The 25,869-nt window shown below is 43.3% G+C and carries 19 protein-coding genes; 3 read left to right on the top strand and 16 right to left on the bottom strand.

The genetic code is table 11. The features are described from left to right. The first annotated feature begins 7 nt into the window (after positions 1-7). On the top strand, positions 8-208 hold the full coding sequence (locus tag ABH008_RS05850; RefSeq protein WP_347988918.1) for a hypothetical protein: 201 nt from the start codon (positions 8-10) through the stop codon (positions 206-208). Positions 209-521: 313 nt separating this feature from the next. Continuing rightward, positions 522-1,100 (top strand): carbonic anhydrase, encoded by a 579-nt coding sequence (locus ABH008_RS05845; RefSeq protein ID WP_347988917.1) that lies wholly within the window; start codon positions 522-524, stop codon positions 1,098-1,100. A 46-nt stretch (positions 1,101-1,146) separates the two neighbouring features. Here the strand turns inward: ABH008_RS05845 and ABH008_RS05840 are convergent, their stop codons facing one another. The 5 genes from ABH008_RS05840 to ABH008_RS05820 all read right to left on the bottom strand — a co-directional run bounded on the left by ABH008_RS05840 (position 1,147) and on the right by ABH008_RS05820 (position 7,561). Then, positions 1,147-2,364 carry an aspartate kinase gene (locus tag ABH008_RS05840; RefSeq protein WP_347988916.1) on the bottom strand — a complete coding sequence of 406 codons (1,218 nt, stop codon included), beginning with the start codon at positions 2,362-2,364 and terminating at the stop codon, positions 1,147-1,149. Between the two features lie 81 nt (positions 2,365-2,445). After that, entirely contained in the window at positions 2,446-5,055 is a 2,610-nt protein-coding gene (gene alaS / locus ABH008_RS05835; protein WP_347989950.1) for an alanine--tRNA ligase, read from the bottom strand. 103 nt (positions 5,056-5,158) lie between these two features. Further along, entirely contained in the window at positions 5,159-5,647 is a 489-nt protein-coding gene (locus ABH008_RS05830; RefSeq protein ID WP_347988915.1) for a regulatory protein RecX, read from the bottom strand. Beyond that, positions 5,616-6,668 (bottom strand): recombinase RecA, encoded by a 1,053-nt coding sequence (gene recA, locus ABH008_RS05825; RefSeq protein WP_347988914.1) that lies wholly within the window; start codon positions 6,666-6,668, stop codon positions 5,616-5,618. The genes ABH008_RS05830 and recA overlap by 32 nt, the downstream gene beginning before the upstream one ends. Positions 6,669-6,847: 179 nt before the next feature. Continuing rightward, complete coding sequence (locus ABH008_RS05820; protein WP_347988913.1) at positions 6,848-7,561, bottom strand: TatD family hydrolase; 714 nt, start codon at positions 7,559-7,561, stop codon at positions 6,848-6,850. A gap of 84 nt (positions 7,562-7,645) precedes the next feature. Here ABH008_RS05820 and ABH008_RS05815 point away from each other — a divergent pair, with 84 nt between their 5' ends. After that, complete coding sequence (locus ABH008_RS05815; RefSeq protein WP_347988912.1) at positions 7,646-9,358, top strand: glycosyl hydrolase family 17 protein; 1,713 nt, start codon at positions 7,646-7,648, stop codon at positions 9,356-9,358. A gap of 122 nt (positions 9,359-9,480) precedes the next feature. Here ABH008_RS05815 and purL read toward each other — a convergent pair whose 3' ends face one another. From purL to ABH008_RS05760, 11 genes are all read right to left on the bottom strand, one after another. Next, positions 9,481-13,365 carry a phosphoribosylformylglycinamidine synthase gene (purL, locus tag ABH008_RS05810; RefSeq protein WP_347988911.1) on the bottom strand — a complete coding sequence of 1,295 codons (3,885 nt, stop codon included), beginning with the start codon at positions 13,363-13,365 and terminating at the stop codon, positions 9,481-9,483. A gap of 137 nt (positions 13,366-13,502) precedes the next feature. Then, on the bottom strand, positions 13,503-14,240 hold the full coding sequence (bamC, locus tag ABH008_RS05805) for an outer membrane protein assembly factor BamC (protein ID WP_347988910.1): 738 nt from the start codon (positions 14,238-14,240) through the stop codon (positions 13,503-13,505). Next, positions 14,237-15,118: a 4-hydroxy-tetrahydrodipicolinate synthase gene (gene dapA, locus ABH008_RS05800; protein ID WP_347988909.1), complete on the bottom strand. Its 882-nt coding sequence runs from the start codon at positions 15,116-15,118 to the stop codon at positions 14,237-14,239. Before dapA ends, bamC begins: the two co-directional genes overlap by 4 nt. 274 nt (positions 15,119-15,392) lie before the next feature. Continuing rightward, positions 15,393-17,381 carry a type VI secretion system tip protein VgrG gene (locus ABH008_RS05795; RefSeq protein ID WP_347988908.1) on the bottom strand — a complete coding sequence of 663 codons (1,989 nt, stop codon included), beginning with the start codon at positions 17,379-17,381 and terminating at the stop codon, positions 15,393-15,395. A 48-nt stretch (positions 17,382-17,429) separates the two neighbouring features. Continuing rightward, on the bottom strand, positions 17,430-17,723 hold the full coding sequence (locus ABH008_RS05790) for a PAAR domain-containing protein (RefSeq protein ID WP_347988907.1): 294 nt from the start codon (positions 17,721-17,723) through the stop codon (positions 17,430-17,432). Positions 17,724-17,742: 19 nt separating this feature from the next. Beyond that, on the bottom strand, positions 17,743-18,336 hold the full coding sequence (locus ABH008_RS05785) for a hypothetical protein (protein ID WP_347988906.1): 594 nt from the start codon (positions 18,334-18,336) through the stop codon (positions 17,743-17,745). A gap of 431 nt (positions 18,337-18,767) precedes the next feature. After that, a complete protein-coding gene (gene tssH, locus ABH008_RS05780) occupies positions 18,768-21,464 on the bottom strand; it encodes a type VI secretion system ATPase TssH (RefSeq protein WP_347988905.1) in 2,697 nt (898 codons plus the stop codon). 150 nt (positions 21,465-21,614) lie between these two features. Further along, complete coding sequence (gene tssG / locus ABH008_RS05775) at positions 21,615-22,667, bottom strand: type VI secretion system baseplate subunit TssG (protein WP_347988904.1); 1,053 nt, start codon at positions 22,665-22,667, stop codon at positions 21,615-21,617. After that, positions 22,649-24,535 (bottom strand): type VI secretion system baseplate subunit TssF, encoded by a 1,887-nt coding sequence (gene tssF, locus ABH008_RS05770; protein WP_347988903.1) that lies wholly within the window; start codon positions 24,533-24,535, stop codon positions 22,649-22,651. The genes tssG and tssF overlap by 19 nt, the downstream gene beginning before the upstream one ends. A 2-nt stretch (positions 24,536-24,537) precedes the next feature. Next, positions 24,538-25,041 (bottom strand): type VI secretion system baseplate subunit TssE, encoded by a 504-nt coding sequence (tssE, locus tag ABH008_RS05765; RefSeq protein WP_347988902.1) that lies wholly within the window; start codon positions 25,039-25,041, stop codon positions 24,538-24,540. Then, complete coding sequence (locus ABH008_RS05760) at positions 25,041-25,847, bottom strand: type VI secretion system accessory protein TagJ (protein ID WP_347988901.1); 807 nt, start codon at positions 25,845-25,847, stop codon at positions 25,041-25,043. The genes tssE and ABH008_RS05760 overlap by 1 nt, the downstream gene beginning before the upstream one ends. Positions 25,848-25,869: the final 22 nt, after the last annotated feature.

Genomic DNA, 25,869 nt, shown 5'->3' with positions numbered 1-25,869 from the left:
AAAATTAATGACTCCCATTACAGACACTAAACCAGAACCCATTGCAGCAAAACCAAACTGGCATTACGACTCGTATTTTATTGCTCAGCTAAAACGACTTAATCTACTTAGACCCGATAGCGCTTTAAAAAAACCACGAAAGATCATTGTAAAAACCGATGATCGCACTGAGGAACTTGAAAGCGAAACAAATTCCAACAAAGATTAATTGTGTGTTCTGACAAACACATAAAATCTGTTTAGAATAGATTTATCTCTTTTATGCGCTAAGATAGCAACAATCAGACTTTTGCAATCATTATTACCTACCTAACGACCGTTGCCAGATTTAAGCGCTGTTCGTCTTTAAACGAAACGATATACGCCAATTGTATTATAAACATATAGTTTATATTCCATAAACTGAGCCGCATCTTTAAACCTTAAAAATGCACGGTATAATACTTAGCGGAGATAGTCCTTATCGTCTGGCTTGAGTTTTGTTTAGGTCAGACGTTTTTTCAACACACTAACGGTTATTTATGAGCAAAATTCACAATGAAGTACTTTTAGCCAATCGGGAATACGTTGCCAATTTTGATAAAGGCGATCTGGCTATGCCGCCTGCTCGTCAGTTTGCCATTCTTACCTGTATGGATGCCCGACTTGACCCTGCTAAATATGCTGGCTTATCCGAAGGCGATGCGCATGTAATTCGCAACGCGGGTGGTCGCGCCAGTGATGACGCAATACGTTCCCTGGTTATTTCTTATAAATTACTCGGCACTAAAGAATGGTTTGTCATCCATCATACCGATTGTGGGATGGAAACTTTTACAGACGAAATTATGCGCAGATTGCTAGGCAGCAGTTTAAAAACAGCAAGTGTTGATGCTACTGGATGGCATGACCATGGCGAAGGCCCAGGTTCTGCAGAAGCAAAATACGTAGATTGGCTAACCATTAGTAATCAGGTGGAAAGTGTAGTGGAAGATGTCACCCGCATCAAATCCCACCCTCTGGTACCAAAAGAAATACCTGTATATGGTTATATTTATGATGTTAAATCAGGACGTTTAATCGAAGTTCCAGAAGCCACCGCAATTGGCCAAGCAAACTAATTAAGCAGCTAGACGGCGGATGTTTAAGCATCCGCCAATGTTGATTTTATTCTTTATCCAAGCCAAAAGCGTGGTGTAAAGAACGTACAGCCAGTTCTAAATATTTCTCATCAATTACCACAGAAATTTTAATTTCTGATGTGGATATCATCTGAATATTGATGCTTTCATCGGCCAATACTTTAAACATGGTACTGGCAATACCGGCATGAGAGCGCATACCAACCCCCACGATAGACACTTTAACAATACTATTATCGCCACTAACCTGTTTTCCGCCTAAATCAACACATAAAGTATCTAATAAAGCTCTGGCACGCAGATAATCATTACGGTTAACGGTAAAAGTAAAATCGGTGGTGCCATTTTCACCCACATTTTGCACAATCATATCCACTTCAATATTATCGGCGGCAATGGGGCCAAGAATTTTCGATGCCACGCCTGGCAAATCAGGCACACCGGTCAGCGTCAGTTTCGCTTCGTCCCGGTTAAATGCAATGCCTGAAATTAAAGCTCTTTCCATTTCTGATTCCTCATAGGTAATAAGAGTACCCTTGCCTTCGGAAAAGGAAGACAATACCCGTAATGCAACATTATATTTTCCGGCGAACTCAACCGAGCGTATCTGTAGTACTTTTGAACCTAAACTGGCCATTTCCAGCATTTCTTCAAAAGTAATCTTATCCAATCGACGTGCTTTGGGTACCACGCGAGGATCGGTGGTGTAGACACCATCCACATCAGTATAAATAAGGCATTCATCTGCTTTCAATGCTGCGGCCAAAGCCACTGCGGTGGTATCTGATCCGCCACGTCCTAACGTAGTAATATTGCCATTTTCATCCACACCCTGAAAACCCGCCACTACGACTACTTTACCAGCCTGCAGATCGTCATGCATTTTACTGACATCTATATCGCGAATACGTGCTTTGGTGTGACTGCTATCGGTTAGGATTTTAACTTGTGATCCTGTATAAGAACAGGCATCACAATCGATACTGTGCAAAGCCATTGTTAACAGTGAGATAGTCACTTGCTCGCCCGTGGACAATAACACATCCATTTCCCGATCGGTTGGCTGTTCCTGCATCTGTTTTGCCAGACCCACCAGACGGTTAGTCTCACCACTCATGGCAGAAACCACTACCACAATTTGATCACCCGCATCACGGGCTTGTTTGACGCGCTCTGCAACGGCTTTAATGCGCTCGGGCGTGCCCACCGAAGTGCCACCAAATTTATAAACGTACAATGCCATATCTATTTTGACCTTTTGGCTTTTAGGCTGGTTTAAGATGTCGCACAAGCGACGGTTATTTTATTGGGCTGACGAAAAAACTCAATCAAGCTTTGCTTTTACCCACTCAGGTACCTGTTGTAAAGCTGCCGCCAAACCAGATGGATCATTACCACCTGCTTGAGCCATATCTGGCCGACCGCCACCTTTTCCACCCACTTGCATTGCAACAAAATTAACTAAATCGCCCGCTTTAACTTTGTTCATCGTTTCTTTGGAAACGCTGGCAATTAAACTGACTTTATCGCCGCTAACGGTGGCCAACACCAATGCAGCATTGCCAAGTTTATTTTTAAGTTGATCAGCCAAATCCCGTAATGCTTTTGGATCAATATCGTCTAATTTGACAGCCAAGACTTTAACACCATTCACATCAACAGCTTGATTGGATAGTTCATCGCCCGCCGAGCTTGCCAGTTTAGATTTAAGTTTTTCCAGTTCTTTTTCTAGGCTGCGATGTTTTTCCAACAATTGCTGAACCTTGTCCGCCGCTTTGTCTGGCGCACTTTTCAACAACCCGGCAATGGCGTGCAACACTGTTTCCCGTTCATCCAACCAATCCAAAGCACCTTGACCCGTAACAGCCTCAATACGTCGTACTCCAGCGGCTACCCCAGTTTCACTAATAATTTTAAATACACCAATATCACCAGCTCTATCTACATGGGTACCACCGCAAAGCTCGGTGGAAAATTCACCAATCCTTAATACCCGCACTTCATCACCGTATTTTTCGCCAAATAGCGCCATGGCACCCGCTTTAACGGCTTGCTCCTTATCCATAATTTCGGCAGCCACTGGTTTATTCAAGCGAATCTGCGCATTAACCAAATGTTCTACGCTGGATAATTCTGCTGCGGTCATCGGCTCGAAATGAGAAAAATCGAAACGTAAACGCTCACTATTAACTTGCGAACCTTTCTGCGCGACATGTTCACCCAAAGTTTGGCGTAAAGCAGCATGTAATAAATGCGTAGCCGAGTGATTGCGCTCAGTCGCTTTGCGAATGTCAGCATTAACACTCACTTCACAAGCTTGACCTAAGTTGAGTGTTCCTTGCAATACCTTACCTTTATGCAAGAACAATGTACCGCCTTGCTTATGTGTATCTTCTACAGCAAAAACTGCATCGCCACAAACGATACGACCGGTATCGCCAACCTGACCACCGGATTCAGCATAAAAAGGAGTTTGATCCAGAATTACTACCCCATCTTCGCCAGCATCCAAGCTTTCTACGGCTTGACCTTGTTTAAACAGCCCAATAACCTGTACCGAACCTTCCAGATGAAAATAACCGGTAAACTCGGTGCAACTATCGTGCTTAATATCCTGATCGTAATCGGCAGCAAAACTACCACCGGCTCTGGCACGTTCGCGCTGGGCAGTCATTTCCACTTCAAAACCAGCGTGATCGACGCTCAGATTGTGTTCACGGGCAAAATCGGCAGTTAAATCAACGGGAAACCCATAGGTATCGTAGAGTAAAAACACCACATCCCCAGGAATAACATGACTATCCAATTTGGACACACATCCTTCCAAAATTTTCATTCCCTGTTCCAGGGTTTCCGCAAAGCGTTCTTCTTCTTTTTTCAATACTCGCTCTACCTGCTCCTGAGCTTTAGTCAGCTCTGGGTAGGCCGCACCCATTTCGGCAACCAATGGCGCAACCAATTGGTAGAAAAAAGTCTCATGGATACCCAAGCGGTAACCATGCCGAATAGCACGACGAATAATACGGCGTAAGACATAACCGCGTCCTTCGTTGGAGGGTAATACCCCATCAGCAACCAAGAAAGCACAAGAACGAATATGATCTGCCACTACGCGTAAGGAGCTATTATTTAAATCTTGCGTCCCCGCCAACTGCGCGGCGACTTTTAACAAAGGCTGAAACAGATCGATTTCGTAATTACTATGCACACCTTGCAATACGGCAGAAATTCGCTCCAATCCCATACCTGTATCTACAGATGGGGCAGGCAAAGGCGTCAGATTTCCGTCTTTGTCGCGATCATATTGCATAAAAACCAGATTCCAGATTTCAATGTAGCGATCACCATCTTCGTCTGCACTTCCGGGAGGACCACCAGGAACATGAGCTCCGTGATCGTAGAATATCTCTGTACAAGGACCACAGGGACCGACATCGCCCATAGACCAGAAATTATCTTTTGCGCCAATACGGGAAAATCGTAAAGGATCAATTTTGACATCTTCCAACCAAATAGCTTCGGCTTCAGAGTCTTCATCAAACACAGTAACCCATAGTTTTTCAGCAGGTATGCCCAATTCCTTGGTCAAGAAATCCCAGGCAAAATGAATAGCATCGTGCTTGAAATAATCGCCAAAACTGAAATTACCCAACATTTCGAAAAAGGTATGATGACGGGCTGTATACCCTACATTCTCCAGGTCATTATGTTTACCACCGGCACGCACGCAACGCTGGCTGGTGGTGGCGCGACTAAAATCCAGTTTTTCACGCCCCAAAAACACATCTTTAAATTGCACCATACCTGCGTTGGTAAACAACAAAGTGGGATCATTTCCCGGCACCAAGGAACTGGATGGCTGTACAGCGTGTCCGCGTTGGCGAAAAAACTCCAGAAAGGCGGTTCGTAATTCGGCACTTGTCATTTTTTTCATCATGCTATATTCGGTAAATTTTTGACTTTCAAACAAATTTTAGTAAAACGGCAATTATATATATGCAATTAAATAAAGGAACCAGAAAAATATCCTCATCCACTTACTGACTTAATTTAAGTTTTAACGTAGCAAACAAGGTTTTAATCATTTCAGCATTAAATCCACGCTGATACAAAAATCGATTACGTTTCAACCATTCAGCCGCTGACAAAACCTTTACCTGATCATATTTGCGCTCATAAACGCTCAATAATTGATTTTGCCAGCCATCGACATATTCATCTGCCAGTGTATCCAGATCGACATCATCAATACCTCGTTGCTGTAACTCATAACGAATACGCAACGGGCCATAGCCATCTGCAATACGCTGCCGAACATAACACTCAACAAACCGGCTATCGTTCTGCCAGTTTTGTGCGATCATTTCCTTTAAAATTGGCTCGACTTCCTGGCGCTTAAAGCCGCGCAAAGCCAGTTTGTCCAATAATTCGCGCTGACTATGTTCGCGCCTGGCCAACAAGCGCATACAAATCTGGGTTATTTTCTGATTACGTTCAATCGCCGTCTGCAAACTCGCTGTCATCATCTTCGATTATTGCCAACGGTGCTGTATGTCGAGAAGCAAAGGCTTTTTCCCGAATAGCTTTTTCCAAAACGATAGCTTTGTCTGGGTTATCCCGTAAAAACTGTTTGGCATTATCTTTACCCTGGCCAATTTTCTCATTATTGTAGCTATACCAGGAACCAGATTTTTGCACAAAACCATGCTCAACACCTAAATCGACCAATTCTCCCAAGAAAGACACGCCTTCTCCATACAGAATCTCAAAATCGGCCTGTTTAAACGGTGGTGCAACTTTGTTTTTGACAACTTTAACCCGAGTCTCGTTACCAATAACTTCATCACCTTTCTTAATCGATCCAATACGACGAATATCTAGTCGTACCGATGCATAAAATTTTAAGGCATTACCACCCGTCGTTGTTTCTGGATTACCAAACATGACTCCAATTTTCATACGTAATTGGTTGATAAAAATCACCAGCGTATTGGAACGTTTGATATTCGCTGTTAATTTACGCAAAGCCTGCGACATTAACCGGGCTTGCAGCCCCATGTGCGAATCGCCCATGTCACCTTCGATCTCAGCTTTTGGGGTTAAAGCAGCTACTGAATCGATAACTACGATATCTACAGCGCCGGAGCGCACCAGCATGTCAGTAATTTCTAAAGCCTGCTCCCCCGTATCGGGTTGCGAGACTAATAAATCACCAATATTAACACCGATTTTTTGGGCATATTCTGGATCCAGGGCATGTTCAGCATCGACAAATGCTGCCGTACCACCCAGCTTTTGCATTTGGGCAATGGTTTGTAAAGTCAACGTGGTTTTACCAGAAGACTCTGGTCCGAAAATTTCAACAACTCGCCCACGCGGTAAACCACCACAACCCAGAGCGATATCAAGCCCTAAAGAACCCGTGGACACTACATCGATATCACGCATGGCGGCTGCATCACCCATACGCATAACGGAACCCTTGCCAAACTGCTTTTCAATCTGCATCAAAGCGGCGCCTAGCGCCTTTTTCTTGTTGTCGTCCATTTTTCTGCCTGCCCTAAGATGATGATGTAAACCCTATCATTATCACATAGTCACAAGCTTGGAAACAGTTTTTATCTGGGATTTTTGAGGGGAAAAGACTGGTTAATATTGACTTTCCTTCTAATTGGTCTATCAACACATGCTATTCTGCTTAAACAGACATCAATGAGTAGCGCAAATTATGGCATAAACACATTGCGAAAATTCTCTGCCAACTGGTTTTGCAAGCTCGAAACATCCATGTCTAAACGATAGCCAGCGGCTGCATAAATTTGGCTTATATCCACATCACTGGCGTCTGTTTCTAAAAAGAATCGATTCAAAGGAAGTATGGATAATACTTGATTGGCATTACTATTCGTTTGTAATAAGGCTTTACCAAAAGAAAAATAAAAACCAAGTTTTAATAATTGTTGGGCGACAACTGGCTTAGCATTAAAGCCATGTATAATCCAATATTCTGGTGCATGACTGCGCTTTTTAATTTGCATTAACTCACTAAAAGCGCGTACACAATGAATGATGATGGGTTTATTGAGACGAGCCGCTAATTGCATCTGCTGGCTAAAAACGGCTAGCTGTTCGGGCAAGGGTCTATTAATGGCTTTATCTAAACCACACTCACCAATTCCCAGCACCTGCGGATGCTCCGCATTTTTTTCCAACTCTAACAAAGCCGCATGCACATCTTGCCTACCAATATACCAGGGATGCAAACCCAAGGTAATCCAGTGTCGATTGACCATATCAGGAGAATATTCATGTATATCAACACTGAGAATATCAATATGCTTGCCAATGGTTTTGCGATGACAGTGAATATCAATATAGCCATTATTTAGCTGTATTAGCGTGTCTGCATCCGCAAAATTTATAAAGTTACTGACAGGCATAATTATCGATAAAATAGCAGTAAAACTGTCTCATGAGTGATATTGTGGGCGTGTTGTTCTCAATTAAATTTAAATATCTTAAAAATGCAAACTGTCCGTCTATTATTGTGTGTCATTTTTGTCTTCTTTGCCCATGGTGCTTACGACTGGTTCAATAACCAGGCACAATACGTTGGTCCAGATGTGCCCTCAGGAAAACTTATCAGCTTGTCCTTTGCACCCTACCATGAAGGATACAGCCCGCTGACCAAAAAATATCCATTACCCGAACATATTGACAATGATTTAAGCCTACTAGCCGATAAGGTGTATAACACTCGCACCTATTCCAGCCTGGGCGGCATGCAACCGACACCGAAACTGGCACGTAAACATCAACTTACCATGCTACAGGGTGCTTGGCTGGGTGACAATCCTAAAGATAATCAAATCGAAATAGAAGCGTTAATCAATTCCGCCAACCAAAATCCGGATGTGGTTACGCGTGTTATGGTGGGTAATGAAGTTTTACTAAGACGTGATCTGTCCGTCGACCAATTAATTGACTACATCCGCACGGTTAAACGCGCTGTTAAACAACCCGTATCCTATGCGGATGTTTGGTCGATGTATATGAAATATCCGCAATTAATGAAAGAAGTGGATTTTATTACCATTCATGTTTTACCGTATTGGGAAGATGAACCTGTTGCGGTAGATGAAGCCGACGAACATTTAGAAAAAATTGTTAAACAAATTGAAGATAAAGCCCAAGAAATAGCTCCGGGCAAGCCTATTTTAATCGGCGAAACTGGCTGGCCAGGTGCAGGCAGGCAACGAGGCGCCGCCATTCCCAGCGTTGTGAATGAAGCTAAATTTATTCGCGCCATGATACAGGTCGCCAATCGGCATGGTTTTGATTACAACATTGTCGAAGCCTTTAATCAATCCTGGAAAAGCCATATGGAAGGTGTGGTAGGCGCTAACTGGGGGCTGTTTTCGGTAGACCGCAAACCAGTATTTCCGTTAACTGGACGGGTGTATGAAAATCCAAAATGGCAAAGTGATTTTGTACTAAGCACACTAGTTTGGCTGGGAATAATTGCCTGTTATTTCAAGAAACTTCAGTTTATCTCGCTAACCAGGAAACTGGTATTTCTCGGTATCACCCAGATTCTGTGCATTAGCTTGATCGACTTGGCTGGTTTTCTCTGGTACACCAGCTATACCAGTTGGGAACGCGCTTATACTGCGTGCATGGTGCTGGCAAATTCGGTATTTGGCCTTATTATCCTGGCACGCTATAGCGCCATTTTACAAGAAAAACACAGTTCTAAAACCTTAGTCACTTGGCTAGGTAATCTTTATTTATTATTTTTGCTGCTAGCCATTGTTAAAACTTTCGCACTGGCTAATAACGGTCGCTATTTGAGCTTCCCTATCGAACAATTCACCATTCCAGTTTGGGGTATTATCGGCTTGATGATTTGCCACAGTCTAAAGCTAGGAAAACACAATCTGCTAAATATAGCCATGACAGATTTACTCAACTTACAGATACCCGCTTATGTTTATCGTGGTTTATCTTATCTTGCTTATTTGGCTCTACCCGCTATGTTACTGGGTGAAATATGGGCATTCATGAACGGCAGCGATCTTCTATTAGCGCATCCAGGTGTTTCTGAAAGTCTACACTATGCTGTGTTATATACTGTCAGTAATCAACAGTTGCTAGTCTGGTTATTATTTTTGCTGGTGTTAGCTCTTCCAGTTTGGAGCAATCAACGGCAACCTACGATTAGCAATACGGTCAACTAATGCTAGTAACGGTTTTTTCGGGCATTCTTGCCAGAAAAAACCGTTACTATTAAAGTCAACATAAAACAAAAGCCACTACTCACCCAATTTTCAAAAATGCTAAATTGCGGACAATCTTGGCTTTATCCTACCCATACTCTAGCATTTCTGAACATTCGTAACCAAGCACCTTCTTCTGGCCAATCGGTGGGATGCCAGGAGTTTTGCAGGGTTCTAAAGCAGCGCTCAGGGTGTGGCATCATAATTGTGAAGCGACCATCCGCATTGGTTAATCCGGTTATACCTAAAGGCGAGCCATTCGGGTTTGCCGGAAAAGCCATACTGGATTGACCGTAATTATCCACATAACTGAGAGCCAGCAAAGATAGATCCGGTTCGCCAGTAAATTCAGCCCGTCCTTCGCCATGCGCGACCACAACCGGCAATACCGAACCCGCCATACCTGTGAAAAAGATAGACGCTGATTCTTGCACTTTAACCATAGCAACCCGTGCTTCAAACTGTTCAGAAGTGTTACGTTTAAACTGCGGCCAATGTTCTGCGCCGGGAATAATATCCTTTAGACCCGACATCATCTGACAACCATTACACACACCCAAACCAAAGGTATCAGGTCTGGCAAAGAAAGCAGCAAAATCGGCACGCGCCTGTGGATTAAACAGGATAGATTTGGCCCAGCCACCACCAGCACCCAGTACATCACCATAGGAAAAACCACCGCACGCCACCAGACCAGTAAAATCTGCCAGCGTAACGCGACCAGCAATAATATCAGTCATATGCACATCAATAGCATCAAACCCGGCTCTATGAAAGGCAGCAGCCATTTCCACATGTCCGTTAACACCCTGTTCACGCAAAATAGCCACTTTAGGCCGAGTTGCGTTTGCAAAGCAGGCGACAATGTTGTCATTGATATCAAAGCTTAACTGTGCAGACAAACCCGGATCTTGATCGTCGCATATTTGCTCAAATTGCTGCAGGGCACACACAGGATTATCGCGCAAGGCTTGCATACGATAACTGACTTCAGACCAGGTTTGTTGTAATTCGGCACGACTCGCGCGATACAGCAAGTGATGATCACGATAAATACTTAACTGCTGGCCATCGACCACTTTACCAATAATATGACTGCATTTTGCTAATCCTGCTTGCGCTAGATCAGTTAACACCCTATTCACTTCGGTTGTGTTAATTTGCAGTACCGCGCCCAGTTCCTCATTAAATAAAGCCGCTAAGTTATCCGAGCCTAAGGCATCCAATTGCAAATCAACCCCTTTTCGACCGGCAAACAGCATTTCTGCTACGCTAGCTAATAATCCACCATCTGAACGGTCATGATATGCAAGCAACAAGCCTTTTTCATTCAGCGCTTGAATAGCATTAAAAAAGCTTTTAAATAACCCGGCATCATCTAAATCGGGCGCTTGATTGCCTAACTGATTATAAACTTGCGCCAATACCGACCCGCCAAGCCGGTTTTTACCCTGTCCAAGATCAATTAACAATAAAACACTCTCTGTATTTTGTAATTGCGGAGTAAGCGTTTTGCGAATATCCGCTACCGGAGCAAAGGCAGTAATAATCAGAGAGACTGGTGAGGTCATCACTTTTTCTGCATCAGCTTCTTGCCAAACGGTTTTCATGGACAATGAATCTTTACCAACCGGAATAGCAATTTCCAGTTCTGGGCATAATTCCATGCCTACTGCTCGCACCGTGTCAAATAACACAGCGTCTTCACCTGGACTGCCGGCCGCCGCCATCCAATTAGCAGAGAGTTTAATATCATTGATTTTGTCTATCCGCGCAGCTGCCAGATTAGTCAGGGCTTCGCCTATTGCCATACGACCCGAGGCAGGACCATCAATCAGTGCTAAAGGGGTACGCTCACCCATGGCCATTGCCTCACCAATATGCGCATAATAGCCGGCTGCTGTCACTGCAACATCAGCCACAGGTACTTGCCAAGGCCCCACCATCTGATCTCTAGCTACCAATCCGGTAACCGAACGATCACCAATGTGGATTAAGAAACTCTTATCAGCAACGGCAGGAAAAGCCAATACGCGTTTAATGGCAGTTTCCAAATCAATGTCTGTCAGTTGCAAATCAGGCAGTTTTTTGGCTAAGCGCTTTACATCACGATGCATTTTCGGTGGTTTACCAAATAGCACCGACATAGGTAAATCAACGGGTTTACCACCCAACCAAGCGTCACTCAAACTTAAATGCTCTGCATCGGTAGCATGGCCGATGACGGCATATAAACAATGTTCACGCTCGCAAAACGATTTAAACAACTCCAAAGCATCAGGCTTAATGGCCAATACATAACGCTCCTGGGCCTCATTGCACCAGATTTGCATGGGTGACATGCCTTTATCGGCATTATGCACCTTGCGTAATTCAAATTGGCCGCCGCGATTGCAATCATGAATAATTTCCGGTACGGCATTCGATAAGCCGCCTGCGCCCACATCATGAATAGAAATTATCGGGGTGTTATCACCTAAAGAATTACAGTGATTAATCACTTCCTGACAACGACGCTCCATTTCTGGGTTTTCACGTTGTACTGAAGCAAAATCCAGTTCCGCAGAACTTTGACCGGATGTTTGCGAGGACGCTGCGCCACCCCCTAAACCAATCAGCATGGCTGGCCCGCCTAACACAACAATCAATGATCCAGCAGGAATTGGATGCTTATCAACCAACATAGGCCGTATATTGCCCATACCGCCAGCGATCATTATCGGTTTGTGATAGCCGCGAAATTGCTGAATAGCACCTGTTTCCGATGCTTGTTCGAAGCTGCGAAAATAGCCAGCGATATTAGGCCGACCAAACTCATTATTGAAAGCAGCACCACCAATCGGGCCAGCCAGCATAATGTCTAAAGCCGAAGCAATACGTTCCGGCTTTCCATTTTCAATTTCCCAAGGCTGTGCATAACCCGGAATTTTCAGATGTGAAACGCTAAAACCTGTTAAACCCGCTTTGGTGGCCGACCCCCGCCCTGTAGCGCCTTCATCCCTAATCTCTCCACCAGAACCGGTAGCCGCACCTGGATGCGGTGAAATAGCGGTTGGGTGATTGTGAGTTTCAACTTTCATCAACAAATGCGCCGCTTCTTCGACGTACCCATAACGCTGGGTAATGGCATCACGAATAAATACTTGGCTAACACCACCTGCCACAACTGAAGCATTATCACTGTATGCCGATAAAATATTTTGCGGATGTTGGCTATGGGTATTGCGAATCATGGCAAATAAGGATTTGGCTTGCGTCTCGCCATCTATGGTCCAACTGGCATTAAAAATTTTGTGTCTACAATGCTCAGAGTTGGCCTGCGCAAACATCATTAACTCAACATCGGTAGGATTACGTCCAAGTTGTATAAAGCTATCGGTGAGGTAATCAATCTCGTCTGCAGATAACGCTAAACCCAAATCAGCATTTGCTTTCAGCAAGGCGGCACGCCCCTGCTCTCGACCTAAGCCTATAATAGCAACGCTGTCCAAAGCCTGAGGCTGATGCTCTGCAAACAACTCAATTTCACTCAAGTCATTAAGCACTTGCTGCGTCATACGATCGTGCAGTACTGCGGCAATTTGTTGCTGAGCCGCTTGACTAAGTACTGAAGAACTCCCTAATCGATATTCGATACCCCGTTCAACTCGGCGCACGGCAGACAAACCACAACGTTCTACAATTTCTGTGGCTTTACTGGACCATGGCGAAATACTACCCACTCTTGGTACAACCCAAAATGATAAGACCTGTTTGGACTGAATTTTAGTTACCGAATCACTAAATCCATAGTCTAACAAACGTTGCAACATGGTAAATTGCTCAACCTGCAACTCTGCATCAACTTGCACAAAATGCTGAAAACTTGTGCTTAGTTCATCAATACTTGTCTCTATAATTTGCAATTCGCTTAATAACTTTTTAAGACGAAACGGGGAAAGTGCAGCAGTGCCAGGAATAATCAACATGATAGTTATATAATCGATTGCTAAATCAGGTTACAAAAAACGGGATGAGTAGAGTTGTAGCGGTGGTTATGCATTAAATGTCAGATAAACGCGCTTTTTTGACGTTAAATTTAACAACTCCTGCCTATACCTAGTATTTATGGAACAGCCTTTTCCGTTGCCTCTGAACCTGCTGGCGTATCAAGATTAATACCATCAGCAATTAATTTAAGTAAGCGGGTAGCTGGTGAATTGGAAACTGTTTTACCTTCACTATTCTGTACGGTTACTTCAGTAGATTGCGGCGTAATTTCCAGCAAACTTATTCGATACTGCTGTTCATGGCTGGGATCCTCCCCAAACAAGAAAGCCATTTCATCCCAAAAACTATTGTCTTCGGGTTTTATGGCATCAGGATCATATTTGACATAGAAATAAGCATTATCCAGATTACGTTCCACAATTTCTATCCGTTGCCGACTGAGGGCTCTGGCAACCAAACGCCAAGCTGGAATTTTAGCCTGATCTATTTGCAAGCTGCTAACTGCAGCGCTAGTCACCTCAACCTGAACTGGCTCACTAGTCTCGACGGCAGTAGTAGAAGCAGTTTGTTTGGGTTTTGCAGGGATAGATTCTTTAACAACTGTAGCAGTTTGTACTGGAATAGCGGGCGAATCCGGGGCTTTAGGAGGATTAACTGGCATGAGTCCAGTCATTCTACTGTTGGCTGTGGCTTGTGGTTTAAGATCATCGGGAATAAGCAAATCAGGAACTTCCGTTCTGAATTGATAATCACGCTCTTTATCTGGAAACAACCCCCTAATGTACGAGCATCCCGACAAAGCTTGCAGGATAACCAGTATCAGCAAGCAACGCCAACATTTAGCAGACCTCATGATAAAGACACACCAGCCTGACGCATGGCATTACGCACCGCATCGTGACAATCTTCTGTTAACCAGGTTAATGGCAAACGAATACCTTTGTTGATTAATCCCATTTCTGCCACAGCCCATTTTACTGGAATGGGATTCGACTGGATGAACAAATTGCTGTGCAATCCTCTCAGCGGAGCATCAATAGCTTCTGCTAGCTCTCTATCACCCCGCATTGCGGCAAATAACATGTCATGTACCTGCTTGGGTGCGACATTTCCAGTAACAGTAATGCTGCCATTTCCACCCAACAAACAAAACTCCATACTGCTGGCATCATCACCTGTATAGATAGCAAAATCATCACTGGTTAAATCTCGGATTAGTTTGACACGTTCCAATATGCCTGTGGCTTCCTTAACGCCGACTATGTTTGGAACTTTTGCCAGACGAGCAACAGTTTCTGGCAGTAAATCACAAGCCGTACGCCCAGGGACATTATATAGAATTTGTGGAATATCCACCGCCGCCGCAATGGCCTGATAATGCAGAAACAAGCCTTCTTGAGTCGGCTTATTGTAATAAGGCGTTACCAGTAAACAAGCATCTGCCCCAGCCAGTTTGGCCTTTTTTGTCAGTGAAATGGCTTCACGAGTACAATTAGCACCCGTGCCTGCAATCACTGGAATGCGTCCGGCAACACAGTCAACCATCAATTTAATCAGAGCACAATGCTCATCTTCATCTAAAGTTGCTGATTCACCAGTAGTACCTACGGCTACCAAAGCATCGGTACCTTGCTCAATATGAAACTCAATCAGCTTTTTAAGACTGAGTTCATCCACTGCACCATTTTCGGTCATAGGAGTTACCAGTGCAACGATACTACCTTGAATCATGAAATCTCTCTTCTTGGAAATGCTAAACTTTATATTATACCAAGCACAAGCCAAAAACTCAGCTTGTTAAATTTTTCTATAAGCACACCGAGCAAATTAATGCGCTTAAACAGCTGGACATGACTAGCCTATTTGTAACCAAATTAGCTTAGATAGCAGCCTAGTAGCTCTGTTTTTCAAGCTCCCTAACTTAGCCAACTACACATACAAAACAGAACCTTACTCGTGTTTTAGAAAAACAACTAAGAGATAATTTGATGATAATTTTTAGCAACTAATTAACCATTACCATGGCACCTTTAACATTAGTAGTAGTCTCAGAATCGCCAACATTAGTCATAGTACCTTTTAGCTCTGCAGACACTTGCCCTTTAATGGAGACTTGCATGGATTTTATAGTGACACTTGAAGCATCCATCTTAATACTGCTTTGACCCACCGTTAAAGTAATTGAAGAGGTATCCATCACAATGGTATTTTGTCCCACTTTCAAATTAATAGATTTTGCAGCTGTTTCAGAAATTTTTCCGGCACTGACATCAACAGTCCGATCACCTTTTTTTACCGTAAGGGAATCATTGCCCTGTTCAAGAGAGACGGTACGGTTATTATAGATTTCAACTGTCTGATCGCCAGCGGATTTTTTAATAAAGCCCACTTTTCGCGTTTCGTTATTTTCTATAACACAATTAAAGTCTTTTTCGGCTTGAATAAAAATCTCTTCTGAATCTTTTTTATCTTCAAAACGGATTTCATTATAATTATCTGTCGAGCCATTCGGCGTACTTTGCGTTTTAATACCACTTTGGGTTTTATTGGCATCTAAACCATAGGGCGGCATTTGCTCATTATTGTAAACGCTACCCGTAATAATTGGACAATCTGGATTGCCTTCCAAAAAATCCACAATCACTTCCTGACCAATACGGGGAATAAAGACACCTCCCCAGTTTTTACCAGCCCATATTTGCGCAACCCGCACCCAACAGTAGGTATCTTGATCGTTTGTTCCAAGCCGATCCCAGTGAAACTTAATTTTGACACGACCATACTTATCGGTTGTTATATCATCACCACCAACAACGGTTGTTCCTTTTGCACCAACCACAGTAGCCGTCTGCACACCTTGGACTACAGGTACCGGACTAATACGTGGCGGCCGATAAACTGAACTGGCACTTATTACAGTGTAACTGCATTGATAATCTTCACCACTATCTTGAGTACCATACGTACTGTAAGAATTATTCTGAAATTGAAAATGGGTAGAAACCACTAAATATTTGCTATTCTGATCCTCACGTGGAAACTCTGTCAGAGTAAACTTGCTGCCAGTTGCCAAACGTCGGATATTACCCCGAGCAGTAACCTGTTGAAACCCAACGTCCTGTTCTTCCATACGAATTTTGGCATAACTTTTACCATCTGCAACCGCTTTATATTCACCAGGATAATCGTAAACCTCTTTATCATTATCGGTATAGGTTAGCGCAGTAACAGAATCACCCTTTAAATCAGAACCAGGGTTTTCAAAATCAAAATCATTTAAAGTATATTTACCCGATTGAATTTGCTGACTTAAACTCCAGTCATAGATATGTTCTTCATCGCGACGCTGTTGATTATCCATAGGATAATACTTAATAGTCGCATTACCTGACGTATCTTGATGCGCGTCCATGTTGTCACATAAAACCAGGGTATGTGTACTATCTGTATGGGTAAAATAATAATAAATCCCCTCTTCTTCCAAAAGACGACTGATAAAATTGAAATCAGTTTCCCGATATTGCACACAGAACTCGCGAGGCTGGTAAGTCGTGGTGAATTGGGTAGTTATATCCGTATAACCATAAGCAGAAAGTACGTTTTTGACTAAATCCGGCACCGTAAAAGTTTTCACAGCTCCTTCAACAATTTGAGGCGACTGTACCTTACAGTTACTCGTACGCGTCAACAACCATAGCTTGGGATGCACCACCGCCCGGTAATAATAAAGATTACCGAGCATACCGTATTGATTTACCTGGGTAACAATACCATTAAAATCACGCTCACCACCTTCGGCCAGATATAACTTGATCGTGGCACTTTTGCCAAGCATGCTTTTTAGATCAACACTTCCATTTTCACTGAGCAACTCCAGCTCATATTCAAATAAGCGACTAAACTGCTCACTGCCCGTGATCCGGTAAAGTAATAAAGTGTCGGATATTCCAGTAAAAGTGACTGAAGCCATCCGATTATCTTGTGTATAAGCCATGATTCTATCCTACTATGCAGCTATGATTTAACATCACAATCACTCCAGTTAACCACCGATCAAAACTGTTGGCAATCCTAAAACAATGGTTCCGCCATGACCTGCAGAGTCGCCCATTCGTGCAGCAGGCATTTTCCCAATAAATACGGTAGCCGAACCCTTTGCAATTAAATCTGGAGGTCCCACACAAGTAATCAAATCGGTAGCGCGAGCAGCGGGTAATTTACCAATTAACACCGTTGGCGCCCCTGGCGGCAATATAGGGCCACCCACATGAGGCACTAGCGCAGTGAACATTGGACAAACATGCATATCAGTGATTCGAGCAGCGGGCTGTCCCATAAATTATTCCCCTATTTTATTAAACTTGCCAAACTTTGCCATTGCCACCATTTGCTATATCAATAGCTTGCTCAATAAAAAACACATATTTTTCATCTGCTTTATCCGGCTGTGTTTGCACCGCTGCCAACATCACTGCACCTGCGACCGCTTTACAACTTAAATTATCAGGTGGCGGCACTACAGCAGGAACATCTTCAGGAGCCATATTACCCTCACTCCAAAAAGCCGCCATTGCCGCCCACGACATGGCATTATCAAAGTTAGCGGCTTGTGCAGCTGTATGCGATTTGCGACGATTGGGCTCTGTCGGGCTAAACACCCAAGCCTCTGCCGCAGTCAATGCAGCTAACAATTCTGGCGGGGATTGCTCATTTAGCGAACTACGGGCACTTAAACAAGCCCACCAAGTAGCTTCCCGTTTAGGTAAGGCACGAGCCAAAAAACGTACCGCATCTACATATAGATTCTGCTCTATCAATGCATTTAAATAAGTAACAGGATCGGGCTCAGCTTCCAGACATTTTTTTGCCTCAGGACCCACATCAATATCTTTACAAATGGTTTGTGCCTGAGGAATTAAAATTTTTTTTAATGATGTCGCGACTGCCATATAAATCCCCTAATACCCTATCGCTTTTTATAACAATAAATTTTTATTATCTAGCAAATGTTTTTTGTAATGCAATGTCAAAATCAAACCCTAAACTCAGTGCATTCTTCATAGTCTATCCACAGCTAACAATCTTTGTTTATCGCGCAGATAAACCACTATTCAGCTAGTTTATCAAAAAACAGATACTTAGCTAATTACTTTGACGATTAGAACCAAGAAGCCTGAATAGATATTTGCCCGGAAAGTATAGAGAATTGCACATGCATACTCAACACGCACAACCCAGAACTAAAGCTTAAATCCTTAGAAAGAATTACGCTGATAGGCTCAGCACAAACAGTCATTTTAGTTCACGTTTGTACCGAGCATCTCAATTTGTATAGCGAAAACCAAACAAATAAGGTTAAGCCCCAATTAATTAGTTCGACTTAAAACTCGTAAACAAATTCCCCATCCACAACGCCGACATGCACTTTCTCAACAGCATTACCTTCCATCATACGCGTTAAGAATTCAGAACTAATGCTCGGCAGCATAGTATTGGTCAGGATGGCATCTATCATACGCCCACCACTTTCCAATTCCGTACAACGGCTGGCAATCAGCTTTATGACATCATCACTATAACTGAATGGAATTTTATGATGCTCCACAATGCGTTTTTCGATGCGGCGCAATTGTAGCTTAGTAATTGAACCTATCATTTCATCATTCAATGGATAATAAGGAATCACCACTAAACGACCTAATAAAGCCGGTGGGAACACTTTTAACAAAGGTTCACGTAAAGCTTTAGCAATACCTTCAGGTTCTGGCATTAGATCAGGATCTTTACACAAATTGCTGATGAGTTCGGTACCTGCATTGGTAGTCAGTAAAATTAAGGTATTCTTAAAATCAATGACACGTCCTTCGCCGTCTTCCATCCAGCCTTTATCAAATACTTGAAAAAATACTTCATGTACATCTGGATGTGCCTTTTCCACCTCATCCAGTAATACCACACTGTAGGGACGACGTCTTACCGCTTCGGTTAAAACCCCACCTTCACCATAACCCACATATCCAGGAGGAGCCCCTTTCAGCGTAGATACGGTATGCGCTTCCTGATACTCACTCATATTAATGGTAATAACATTCTGCTCACCACCATATAGAATTTCTGCCAGAGCCAAAGCGGTCTCGGTTTTACCCACACCAGACGTACCAGCCAGCATAAACACACCTATCGGTTTATTGGGGTTATCCAATCCGGCTCTTGAAGTCTGAATGCGTTTGGCTATCATATCCAAAGCATGACGCTGCCCAATAATACGCTGCTCTAATAAATCAGCCAGTTTTAACACCGTTTCGATTTCATTTTTCACCATACGACCAACAGGAATACCCGTCCAATCTTGAACTACCGAGCCGACTGCGTGCTGATCAACAGTGGGCAGTATTAAAGGCGATTCACCTTGCTGGGCGTGTAACTGGTCTTGTAAATCTTTTAATTCCGCAAGTAATGCTTCGCGTTGTTCTGGCTCTAAAGCTTGTGATTCTGCTGCCTCTACTGTCGAAGCACTATCTACAGCGTGCCCTGCAGCTCTAAGTTTGCTACGCAAATCTAAAATTTTGCCAACCAATTCTTTTTCAGCATTCCAACGCGTTTCAAGCTCAGCTAAAATCAGCTTCTCTGCATCCAATTTTTCACTAGCCAATTGTTCTCTAACAACAACATCGATACCTACCGCTTTTTCCCGCCCAATAATTTGTAACTCAGTTTCCAAAGCCTCTATGCGCTTACGAGAATCATCCACTTCAGCCGGAACAGCAAATTGACTTATTCCCACTCTAGCACAGGCTGTATCTAGCAAGCTAACAGCTTTATCGGGAAGTTGTCTGGCAGGAATATAACGATGAGATAATTTAACGGCAGCTTCCAGGGCCTCATCCAAAATTAATACTTGATGATGTTTTTCCTGTACAGAAACTACGCCACGCATCATGCGTATAGCTTTTTCCTCACTAGGCTCATGCACTTGTACAACTTGGAAACGACGCGTTAACGCTGGATCTTTTTCGATATGCTTTTTATATTCGGCCCACGTTGTCGCTGCAACCGTACGCAAAGCGCCACGCGCTAAAGCCGGTTTTAACAAATTAGCCGCATCACCTGTTCCGGCAGCACCGCCAGCACCTACCAGCGTATGCGCCTCATCTATAAATAAAATGATGGGTTTTGGCGAAGATTGTACTTCTTCAATAACTTGTCGCAAACGGTTTTCAAACTCGCCCTTCATGCTGGCACCCGCTTGTAGCAGTCCGACATCCAAAGTACGTAAGCTAACGTCACGCAAGGCAGGAGGCACATCACCAGCCACAATTTTTAATGCAAAACCTTCCACGACCGCCGTTTTACCAACCCCTGCCTCACCAGTCAAAATTGGATTATTTTGGCGACGACGCATCAGGATATCAATTACCTGCCTAATTTCCTCTTCCCGACCTACAATGGGATCGATTTTTCCATTACGCGCCTGCTCTGTCAGATCAACGGTAAATTGTTTAAGCGCTTCTTGTTTACCCATTGCAGCAGGAGCAATAGCTCCACTCGCTTCGCCTGGCGTTGCGCCAGATTGAAAACCATCCGAAGCAGCCAATCCGTCTTCCGGTGAACCCGCGGTGATACCCGCCAACTCATCGGTCAGCAAATCTGGCTTGATTTTTTCGAATTCTTTAGAAATACTCACCAATTCGTTACGTAATGCCTTGGTTTTCAACATACCAACCAATAGATGTCCGGTCCGCACTTGACCTTCACCAAACATCAAAGTGCCATAAACCCAACCCCGTTCAACACTGTCTTCAATATGCTGCGAAAAATCAGAGATCGAGGTAGATCCGCGTGGCAAACGATCCAGTGATTCAGTAATTTCTTTGGCAATACGCGAAGTATCCAAACCGTAATGTTTGATCACTCTATGCAGATCTGAATCGGGTAGTTGTACAATCTGATTCAACCAGTGAACTAACTCCACATAAGGATTACCTCTCAACTTACAAAATACCGTTGCCCCTTCGATAGCTTTGTAACCTAAACGGTTTAATTTTCCAAACAATTTGACTCTACTAATATCTGCCATTGTGTATATTCCTATTTGGTATCAATTTTTTGTTCAGCGATCAGTTTAATAATTAAGCCCTAGCCGCAACGAGCTAGCTATGCATAAGTCAGGCAATCATCTTCGATCCGAATTAAACCGAAGTAAAATTGTGACTTTTGTAACATCTATCTAAGAAGTATTAACGCAAAAAAAAGGGTTTAGCATCAAATCATCTGCATCCGACTGACTGGATCTTGGCCCCAACCACATACTCCAACCCAACTGGGCTTCAGTATTAATGTTCAGATTTTCTGAAACTATCGGTTTGCCCAATGCTAATTCCCTAGGTACTTCGCAGCTTTCCAATATGAGCTGTGTATCCCAAACGAGTTCGTTGCCTATGTAATTACTCACAATAGCAATCAGCTTTGTTAATAACTGCTCTCCAGGTAACAAAGCCAGATATGTTGTCAGCTTTAAAGGCCCAAGCACCAATCTGAATTTATGCTGACATCCCCAAACAGATGCCCCAATTAAGGCCGATTGTCCTAAACTGGCAATGTCAGCACTCATTCCCAAGCGGGTTTGATCGGCTCGCATAATGGCCATCCATTCCCCCACAAACTCCTCAATACGTACACGCAACCTAAGCGCATCGGCAACAATAGCTAGCAATCCAGCCGCATGTTTAGTCTTAGCAGAAAAATGTCCGCTATAAAAAAGCTTTGCACGATCATTCAGAGCGTCACGATCTTGATTAGCTGCGTTAGCTATTCCCAAAAAGCTACCAATATAAAACTTGAACCGATCAGATTCAGGTCTATCATATTGCACAGTTGGCTGCGTATTAGCCCAGGCTCGATAAAACAGACTAATCATACGATGATGAAAAATATCTGCAAAGCGTGAAAAAGTCGGATCGTGGTTATGTCTTAATCTTTCACGCACATATTCTGTTATATGCAAGGGCAAAGGTCCATTTGGACCGAACAACCCCATAAAATTGACCGCTAAATGCGGTGTACCTGATGAATGATCAGCAGAGGTGTAGCTATTCAATGTTGAAGCAGGAAATTCCAGCTCAGGAAATTGAGTTAAGCGCACGGGATCATCACTGACTTTAAGACTGGTGCCCAAGCGCGGCTTGTCTGCATTTAGGCACTCGATCAAGCGCAACGCTTCGAAAAAATCGAAGCGGGTAGCATCTTCTTCAAGTTGACTAATTAGAAAGTTTGTCGACATCCGATTCTCACAGGCCAGCGCGCTACTTCACCACGATCAGTTGTGCATATCACTGTTTCAATAAAAGAATTAATCGAGACGTATTGGACAAAAAACTGCTCCAATACGGTTCCTAATAGAAAATAGCCACCACCTTCAAACGCGGATTCATCCAAAAGTACAGAAACTTCGAGTCCCCGACCAAACACCAACGGGCCTTTGGAATCAATGCGTCGAACCACATTTTTTGCACTCACTGAAATTACCCCTTCAATCTGCTTTTTAACTGAGGGCTCCATATTGTCAGCGTACAATCTTAACAATTCGCGCAACGATGCAGCACCGGTCTTGGCGTCGGTATCCAGTAAAGACAGGTAATTTAAGGAAAGATGGTTGATCAATTTCCAGATAGTTTCGCCTTCATAAGCAGCTGGAATCGGTCTGGTTGGACCCGCAATACAACGAATAGACTTAACAGGAGAACTAATCTGTAAATTAAAATCGGTTTCGCCTACACCGACAGGCATCACTAAGGGCAAATCACGATTACTGCATAATGTTTCCAATCCAAGTTGCGTAATTGAACTCGCATAAGGGGCTTGGGCAGAATCAACCAGCGAAATAAATAATTCACTGCCGATAAAACTAGAACGCACACCTTCCCGGCGTTGCTTTGCAGATAAGATACGTTTCTGTCTATGCAAGGTGAAAAAAGCAGTTTCACCGAGATTTTGATAAGCAGTTTTAGATCCATAAAAGGGTAAAACAGGCTGTTCACTGTTTTGACTTACACCATAGGCAGCCACATCATTAACACTGAACACTTCATAGTCCATAGGCCGCGTACGATCTACCACAATATGATATTCTGATTGACGATGATCTACGTGAATACGATCTGATCTTTTAGGGAACAGATTAATTGCGGGCGTGCAAAATAAAGCAAAATTAGATTTATCGAGCGCATTAATCAATTGTGCGTCACTACGATTCAGCAATACAAACAATTCGATTTCATCGCTATCACATTCCGCTATTAATTCAGCCAAGCCATTCAGTTCAACAAACAAGTAACGTTCAGGAAAAGAGAAATATTCCTGTAAAATCCGATAGCCATGAAATGAACGCGGCGTGTGTTTTAACAAGGCTTCTTCTGGATCAAAGCCCATACTTCGTATTAAACGCCCGTCAGCATAGTGAACTTGGCTGGCATTACCTTCACCAAACTTAGCGGCTAATGCATGCGTATTTGCCAAAAATTGTTCATATAAACGATAAGGAACACCGCCACCTCCCCTTAGAAATATGGCTAATTTTTCCAACGGCAATTGCTGAAAGCTGATTCCGGTGGTGGTTTTTAGCACAATGCGAATAGCGGCTTTACTATGCTGCAAATGTTTAGCAGAAGCCAACCCACAATTAGAAATAGCTGCCAAGGTAGGCAAATATTCAACTTGAGAAATTTGCAAGGGAAATATTTGTACGGGATGACCTGTACGATATTCGCAAGCGGTTTGCTGCCCTTTACTTATCTGACTGCGCAGACTGGTATCTTTCGGAACCATAAAGCCTTTCGCCAACCCTGCATCTGTCAAGTCCGGCTTGAACTCAACAATGGTCATAGAAGGCGTTGCCGCTAGGTAATGTGGATAGATAATCTGCAGTAACTGTTGAGTAAAATCAGAAAACTCCGAATCGATTTTCAGCTGCACACGCGCAGCCATAAACGCAAAACCCTCCAACAGCCTTTCAACATAAGGGTCAGAACAATCAAAAGCATCCAAGCCTAATCTGGCCGCGATCTTAGGAAACTCAGCAGCAAACTCCATCCCTACTTCACGGACATGCTGCAATTCTCGGTTATAGTATTTCAGCAGTCTCGGATCCATAACTAAAACCCTAAATCTTTAACTGTAAATTCACCTGTTTCCAGATCAATATCTGAACGAATATATAAATGCAATGGCAAGGGTTGCGCCCATAAATCGCCTTCAATTTGAAATGACAGAGCATTATCACTCATCTTTTTATCGTCAACAACCAAATCAACTTTCAGAGTATTTGCTATGATTCTTGGTTCAAAATCGATAATGGCCTGTCTAACTTTTCTGACGATTTTAGACACATCAATACCGGAAAGAGTGACACCCGATATCAGCGGTGAACCATAATTGACGACTGAATTAGCTACAAAAGGGTAGTCGGTTAAATCAATTATATTGTCAATACCAGTGGTATTTAATAGCCAGCGTAGATCGCGTAACACACTTTGTCTCAGCTGACGCGATGACAAAACGCGTTGCTCACGGGATTCATTATGTGCGAGAGGGTCTTCATCAGTAAGCCGATCAAGCAAAGAAGGCTGTAAACGCTCCGACTGCAAAAGTTCTGCCATTACTCGATCTCTGGTACGGTCATAAACTCAATTTTACGCACATCAAGTAAAGCGTAATCATCAACATCAGTTGCAAACAAACGTTGCCCATAGCCTCGGGAAATACCTTCACCACTATCAAGCCAATCTGTCAGACGTGATAACTTAATGCGGGCATCATCAGCCAGTTCTGAACCAGGATAGCGACAAGGGATAAAGCCACTGGCTTCGCCTTCGTTAACCCATGTAAAATTAGCAGGTATCCAGACCATATCACGTAAATCCACTGGCTTTTCAATGACAATTTGGCTTATTTGCTGAAAAGGAATCCAATAATAACGCCCATTAATCATCGCTTCCAGCATAGGTCCCAAGCGACTATCCGCATCGGCAATCCATGCGAAAGGCACACCATCAATTTGACCAGCACTGGCTGGCACTTGCTCTAAAGCTTTTTGCCGTAAAGACTCTGACTGCAATAACTCGCCTCTACTTTCCAGAGCTAAAGCTTCCAACATGAGTGCAATCCATTCCTGCGGCTCCCCAAAAATTAAAGGGGTTTGTTTAGCTAAAAATACTTGTTTACGTAAAGCCTCACACAATAATACCTGCTCGTAAGTTTGCACCATTAGCAAACTCAACGCATCTAAATCACGTAACACGTTTAACTGATTTAGGGCTTTATCCCATTGCCCCAGCACACAGAGCAACTGAAATAATAAAATTCGCAACTTGGGGTCGGCCGGATTTTTCCGGATGTTTTGCTGCGTGTTTTGCAATGCGCTATCCAGATTTCCATCAGTGATTAGCTGCAATACGTCCTGCATAGTATGGGCTCCTTAATTAGGA

Origin of the sequence: Methylomonas sp. AM2-LC (assembly GCF_039904985.1) — a bacterium.
GTDB lineage: Bacteria > Pseudomonadota > Gammaproteobacteria > Methylococcales > Methylomonadaceae > Methylomonas.
Note: the sequence above shows the minus strand (reverse complement) of the source record. Positions and strands in the feature narration are given on the sequence as shown.

Bases quoted from the DNA above. Each gene is read 5' to 3' on its own strand.
- ABH008_RS05840 (WP_347988916.1), bottom strand. From the start codon at position 2,364: ATGGCATTGTACGTTTATAAATTTGGTGGCACTTCGGTGGGCACGCCC.
- tssE (WP_347988902.1), bottom strand. From the start codon at position 25,041: ATGGCAGAACTTTTGCAGTCGGAGCGTTTACAGCCTTCTTTGCTTGAT.
- alaS (WP_347989950.1), bottom strand. From the start codon at position 5,055: ATGAAAAAAATGACAAGTGCCGAATTACGAACCGCCTTTCTGGAGTTT.
- ABH008_RS05760 (WP_347988901.1), bottom strand. From the start codon at position 25,847: ATGCAGGACGTATTGCAGCTAATCACTGATGGAAATCTGGATAGCGCA.
- tssG (WP_347988904.1), bottom strand. From the start codon at position 22,667: ATGTCGACAAACTTTCTAATTAGTCAACTTGAAGAAGATGCTACCCGC.
- ABH008_RS05820 (WP_347988913.1), bottom strand. From the start codon at position 7,561: ATGCCTGTCAGTAACTTTATAAATTTTGCGGATGCAGACACGCTAATA.
- ABH008_RS05850 (WP_347988918.1), top strand. From the start codon at position 8: ATGACTCCCATTACAGACACTAAACCAGAACCCATTGCAGCAAAACCA.
- ABH008_RS05790 (WP_347988907.1), bottom strand. From the start codon at position 17,723: ATGGGACAGCCCGCTGCTCGAATCACTGATATGCATGTTTGTCCAATG.
- recA (WP_347988914.1), bottom strand. From the start codon at position 6,668: ATGGACGACAACAAGAAAAAGGCGCTAGGCGCCGCTTTGATGCAGATT.
- tssH (WP_347988905.1), bottom strand. From the start codon at position 21,464: ATGGCAGATATTAGTAGAGTCAAATTGTTTGGAAAATTAAACCGTTTA.
- bamC (WP_347988910.1), bottom strand. From the start codon at position 14,240: ATGAGGTCTGCTAAATGTTGGCGTTGCTTGCTGATACTGGTTATCCTG.
- ABH008_RS05830 (WP_347988915.1), bottom strand. From the start codon at position 5,647: ATGATGACAGCGAGTTTGCAGACGGCGATTGAACGTAATCAGAAAATA.
- ABH008_RS05785 (WP_347988906.1), bottom strand. From the start codon at position 18,336: ATGGCAGTCGCGACATCATTAAAAAAAATTTTAATTCCTCAGGCACAA.
- ABH008_RS05815 (WP_347988912.1), top strand. From the start codon at position 7,646: ATGCAAACTGTCCGTCTATTATTGTGTGTCATTTTTGTCTTCTTTGCC.
- tssF (WP_347988903.1), bottom strand. From the start codon at position 24,535: ATGGATCCGAGACTGCTGAAATACTATAACCGAGAATTGCAGCATGTC.
- purL (WP_347988911.1), bottom strand. From the start codon at position 13,365: ATGTTGATTATTCCTGGCACTGCTGCACTTTCCCCGTTTCGTCTTAAA.
- ABH008_RS05795 (WP_347988908.1), bottom strand. From the start codon at position 17,381: ATGGCTTATACACAAGATAATCGGATGGCTTCAGTCACTTTTACTGGA.
- dapA (WP_347988909.1), bottom strand. From the start codon at position 15,118: ATGATTCAAGGTAGTATCGTTGCACTGGTAACTCCTATGACCGAAAAT.
- ABH008_RS05845 (WP_347988917.1), top strand. From the start codon at position 522: ATGAGCAAAATTCACAATGAAGTACTTTTAGCCAATCGGGAATACGTT.